The sequence below is a fragment of the Pseudorhodoplanes sp. genome (assembly GCF_035565855.1).
GTDB lineage: Bacteria > Pseudomonadota > Alphaproteobacteria > Rhizobiales > Xanthobacteraceae > Pseudorhodoplanes.
The window spans coordinates 1-4,362 of the sequence record NZ_DATMRX010000287.1 but is presented as its reverse complement, the minus strand read 5'-3'; the positions used below and the strand labels follow the sequence as shown (position 1 = coordinate 4,362).

The window sequence follows — 4,362 nt, the reverse complement described above, 5'->3', positions numbered from 1 at the left end:
CGCACCTTGCATGGCTTCTCGCCCTCGATCAGAAGAAGAGCATTGAGATAGAGTTCGATCGCATGGATCGCGATAAGCCGAAAGGGCGCACGGGACAGGGGGACGCCGGGACGTGCAATCTTGGCAAGTGCGTTCGCAGCCGTGCGATATTCCTCCGCCAACCGGAAGACTTGCTCGGCACTGGCATTTCCACCGGGATAGGGTTGCGGTTGCGTCGCCATCGCGGTCTTGGGTAGCAACAATGTGTAAGCTTTGCAGATGCGCCAGGCCGCGTAATCAGCTTGTTCCGGCAAGCTTTTATTAACCAGAAGGGACGGCATGGCGGATGCGCTTCCTGAAAATCCTGCTCGCCTTCCTCCTCGGCCTGATTGTCGGCGAGGCGATCCCGGTCGTCTGGTACATCGTCGCGACGAATTATTTTGGCCTGTTCGACCGCGACGGCGGCGGGGCGATGGGCGCGATCTTCATCATGGGTCCGATCGTCGCGCTGATTGTCGGGACGATCGCTGCGATCATTACGGCAATACGGACAGCCCGATAGGCTTACGCCCGCTGTGACCGAGGCCCGCGATCAGGGCCGAGGCGGCCCGTTCACATCCGGCATGATCGCCGCCATCTCCATGGCCTGACTGGCGGGAAGCTCCTCGATGCCGATGACGATCTGGTCGTCGGCGGCGCCGGTCGCAGCCTGCAGCAATGACCACAGGCGTTTCAGCAATTCGCGCTTGTAGTCAGCCGACCGGCCATCGCGAATGTTCAAAGTGAGCGCCGCGGGTGCGGCCGGTACGCCCGCTGTGAAGCCGCTTCCCGCGGCGTAATCCTGAAAGATTACATGCACCCAGTTCCGTGGCACGCCGGCATAGCCGGAATGCAGGCTGGTCAATTGCTCGGCGAGGTCGGCCTTGCGCTTTGCATCGAGAACCCCGGACTGTGTCGTCACCGTGTAAAGCGGCATCGCATGCTCCCGAGGCATCGCAGCAGCGGCGCCCGGCGGTCTTGCCGCCGGGCGCGCCGCGATCAGGCGAGATAGTCTTTCAGGATCGGCAGGTCGGTGACCGTGTATCCCATGCTGAAGCGATAGCCGCGTCCGACGCGCAGCGGGGCGATCCTGTGCATGTCCTCGCCGCGCACTTCGGGCACGGACAGTTCCGCCGAGCCGCTCCATACATTGGTGAAGGACAGATCGTCCATCAGGGAGAGCGTCAGTTCATCGACCGCCGGCTTGTCGCGCAGACCCGCGGTGAGTTGCGGGAAATAGCGCCGGATGATGGTCGGGCGATTGAACACGGTCGCGGGATTGGCCACCGGCGCTTCGAGCTGAATGCGCGCCGTGGCGAGCCGCTCGTCATGCGCCGAGACGCTTGCGCCGAAGCGGCTTCCGGCCGCGAGCGGAGCCGCCGCCGCGTTCAACACCGAAAAGGTGCGGGTCTGGAAAATGCTGCCAAGCTTCTTCGGATAGCCTTGCGTCCACCCGCGCGCGAGGGCGGAGTCATTGTCCACGAAGATATAGGGGCAGAAATTGACCGGCTTTCCGTCGAGCCGCGCCTCGATCAGGACGAACGCCTCGCGATATTGGTAGCGCGCCGGATCGGTCAATTCGTCATTCGAACCGGTGAATTGCCAGTCGAGAAACCAGAAGAAGGTGCGCCCCTGCGAGGCGACGTCCGGCTCCATGCCGGGTGGGAGGAGTGCGGCGACCGCGGCCGGATCGGCCCAGTATTCGACCGCGATGCAGTCGCTGGAATAATGCCACGGCGGCGGCGGGGTGAGTTCGGACTGGCCCTGCGGGGTGAGGGGTACGGTGTATCCGTGCAGCATGTTCGTCGCCTCCAGCGAGCAAAATCGAATTGCATTATGCGGAGGAGTAGACGACGGATCGATCGTCGTCGGCTTGGACGGTCCTTTTGAGAATTGATCAAATTTGCTGCGTTCGACCGGCGGCAAACGCGGCAAGCGCAAGCGAGTCCTACGTATTGCCGCGATGCTTCCCGGCATATGCGCGCGTGGTCGGCCGTGCGAGCCGTGTGACGGTCCCTCAGGAACAGGGTCTTCAATACGTTATCGCCGCGACCATTGGTCCATAGGATAGGTCGTAACCTTGCTTCGGCGCATTATGTTCGGGTCGGTCGAATGCCGGATCGGCCAATGACATGCACAACGGGAAACAATTCAGGGAAGCAATTTCATGCCGACGATCACAACCAAGGACGGTGTCGAGATTTTCTATAAGGACTGGGGCAAGGGCCAGCCGATCGTGTTCAGCCATGGCTGGCCGTTGTCCGCCGATGATTGGGATGCCCAGATGTTGTTCTTTGTGAACCAGGGCTTCCGTGTCATCGCCCATGACCGGCGTGGTCATGGCCGCTCGTCGCAGGTTTCGGACGGGCACGACATGGATCATTATGCCGACGATCTTGCGGCGCTTACCGCACATCTTGACCTGAAGAATGCCGTTCACGTCGGCCATTCGACCGGCGGCGGCGAGGTGGTGCATTACATCGCGCGCCACGGCGAGAGCCGTGTGGCGAAAGCGGCGATCCTCAGTGCGGTGCCGCCGATCATGGTGAAGACGCCGAACAATCCCGGCGGCCTGCCGAAAGAGGTGTTTGACGATCTCCAGAAGCAGCTCGCGGCCAGTCGCACGAAATTCTATTACGATCTTGCCGCTGGTCCGTTCTACGGCTTCAACCGGCCGGGCGTGAAAGCCTCCGACGCCGTGATCTGGAACTGGTGGCGGCAGGGCATGATGGGCGGCGCCAAGGCGCATTACGACGGCATCGTCGCCTTCTCGCAGACCGATTTCACCGAGGACCTGAAGAAGATCAACGTGCCGGTGCTGGTGATGCACGGCGACGACGACCAGATCGTGCCCTATGAGGATTCCGCGCCCCTGTCGGCGAAGCTTCTGAAGAACGGCATTCTGAAGACCTACAAGGGCTTTCCGCACGGCATGCCGACCACTCATGCGGACGTGATCAACGCGGACCTTCTGGCGTTCATCAAGGGCTAGCGCAGTTTCGGTTGAGATGGAATCGCATCGCTCATGTCCCGTCGTCCCCGCTTGCGCGGGGACGGCGTGAGAACGGCTGCTTCTATAAAAACCGGCGCCACGGAATTGCGTCGCCTGGAATGGTCACACCGCGAACCCTGACGCAACCGTGATCGGCCCTCGCTTGATATATGACGGTCATCATATAAATTCAATCATAACGGCCATCATGAATGGGACGGGGCGACCCCGGCTTGGATCGAGCGGACAGGAGACGGACAATGAAAATCCAGGGCGCAACTGCCCTTGTAACCGGCGCCAATCGAGGGCTCGGGCTTGCTTTCGCCCGCGCCTTGCTGGAGCGCGGCGCCGCCAAGGTCTATGCCGGGGCGCGCGATCCCAGCTCGATCACGCTGCCCGGCGTCGTGCCGATCAAGCTCGATGTTACCAAAGAGGACGAGGTCGAAGCAGCTGCGCGGGAGGCCTCCGATGTCAATCTCGTGATCAACAATGCAGGTATTGCCAAGCTCGGGCCGTGGCTCGGGGACGGTGCGATCGAGGACACCCGTTCGCATTTCGAGGTGAATGTGCTCGGGCCGTTGCGCGTCGCGCGCGCCTTCGCGCCGGTGCTGGCAAGGAATGGCGGAGGCGCTCTGATCAACGTGCTGTCGGTCGCGAGCTGGATCAACCGTCCGCTGCTCGCAACCTATGGCGCCTCCAAGGCGGCCGCCTGGGCGCTTACAAATGGGCTGCGCATCGAGCTGGAAGGGCAGGGCACGCAGGTGCTCGGAATCCATGCGGGCTTCATCGACACCGACATGGCGCGCGAGATGACAGGGCCGAAGACTCCGCCGCAGGCGATCGTGAAGGAGGCGTTCGATGCGCTCGAGCGCGGCGACCGGCAGGTCCTCGCCGACGAGATGACCCGCCAGGTCTATCGCGGGTTGACAGCCGAACAGCCGGTCTATCTTTCGGCGATCAACGCTGCTTGATCGCGGCGGCCACGTCTTGAGCCGGCGTGCTCGGCAAGTACGCGCCGGCAGTGGCGGGCTTTACCCCATCGTTGCGAAATTCGCCGCGATCCGTTGCAGCAGGAAGTCGCTCGCGGTGATCGGCGGATAAACCTTGGCCGGTCCCTGCACGATGACGTCGCGATTGGCCTGGCAGAAGAACGGCAGCGAATAGCGCGATCCCAGATATTCATGGGCGTACGGCATGCGCACGCGATGCAGTGTGGATTGCAGCTTGTCGTCGCTCCAGCGCTTCAGCATGTCCCCGATATTGCAGGTGATGACGCCGTCTTCGGGCTGGACATCGGTCCATGCGAATTCATCGGCTTCCTTGCCGGGGCAGAGCTGAAGTCCGCCCTGGCC

6 protein-coding genes and 1 pseudogene are annotated in these 4,362 nt (G+C 62.3%); 3 read left to right on the top strand and 4 right to left on the bottom strand.

What is annotated here, in order from left to right:
• Positions 1-320 (bottom strand): annotated as a pseudogene (locus VN004_RS16360) (hypothetical protein); the annotation flags it as partial.
• A gap of 5 nt (positions 321-325) precedes the next feature.
• Here VN004_RS16360 and VN004_RS16355 point away from each other — a divergent pair.
• The gene (locus VN004_RS16355; RefSeq protein WP_325612188.1) at positions 326-541 is read left to right on the top strand and encodes a hypothetical protein; all 216 of its coding nucleotides are present in this window, start codon (positions 326-328) and stop codon (positions 539-541) included.
• 30 nt (positions 542-571) lie between these two features.
• Here VN004_RS16355 and VN004_RS16350 read toward each other — a convergent pair whose 3' ends face one another.
• Both VN004_RS16350 and VN004_RS16345 read right to left on the bottom strand, forming a co-directional pair.
• The gene (locus tag VN004_RS16350) at positions 572-955 is read right to left on the bottom strand and encodes a tautomerase family protein (RefSeq protein WP_325612186.1); all 384 of its coding nucleotides are present in this window, start codon (positions 953-955) and stop codon (positions 572-574) included.
• Between the two features lie 62 nt (positions 956-1,017).
• Positions 1,018-1,818 (bottom strand): acetoacetate decarboxylase family protein, encoded by an 801-nt coding sequence (locus tag VN004_RS16345; protein ID WP_325612183.1) that lies wholly within the window; start codon positions 1,816-1,818, stop codon positions 1,018-1,020.
• Positions 1,819-2,185: 367 nt separating this feature from the next.
• On the opposite strand from VN004_RS16345, the gene VN004_RS16340 reads away from it, so the two are divergent.
• Both VN004_RS16340 and VN004_RS16335 read left to right on the top strand, forming a co-directional pair.
• Positions 2,186-3,010 carry an alpha/beta hydrolase gene (locus VN004_RS16340; protein WP_325612181.1) on the top strand — a complete coding sequence of 275 codons (825 nt, stop codon included), beginning with the start codon at positions 2,186-2,188 and terminating at the stop codon, positions 3,008-3,010.
• Between the two features lie 260 nt (positions 3,011-3,270).
• Positions 3,271-3,981 carry an SDR family oxidoreductase gene (locus VN004_RS16335; protein WP_325612179.1) on the top strand — a complete coding sequence of 237 codons (711 nt, stop codon included), beginning with the start codon at positions 3,271-3,273 and terminating at the stop codon, positions 3,979-3,981.
• Between the two features lie 60 nt (positions 3,982-4,041).
• Here VN004_RS16335 and VN004_RS16330 read toward each other — a convergent pair.
• A partial coding sequence (locus VN004_RS16330; protein ID WP_325612177.1) for a 2OG-Fe(II) oxygenase family protein occupies positions 4,042-4,362 on the bottom strand: 321 nt, incomplete at its 5' end.

Bases quoted from the DNA above. Each gene is read 5' to 3' on its own strand.
- VN004_RS16335 (WP_325612179.1), top strand. From the start codon at position 3,271: ATGAAAATCCAGGGCGCAACTGCCCTTGTAACCGGCGCCAATCGAGGG.
- VN004_RS16350 (WP_325612186.1), bottom strand. From the start codon at position 955: ATGCCGCTTTACACGGTGACGACACAGTCCGGGGTTCTCGATGCAAAG.
- VN004_RS16340 (WP_325612181.1), top strand. From the start codon at position 2,186: ATGCCGACGATCACAACCAAGGACGGTGTCGAGATTTTCTATAAGGAC.
- VN004_RS16355 (WP_325612188.1), top strand. From the start codon at position 326: ATGCGCTTCCTGAAAATCCTGCTCGCCTTCCTCCTCGGCCTGATTGTC.
- VN004_RS16345 (WP_325612183.1), bottom strand. From the start codon at position 1,818: ATGCTGCACGGATACACCGTACCCCTCACCCCGCAGGGCCAGTCCGAA.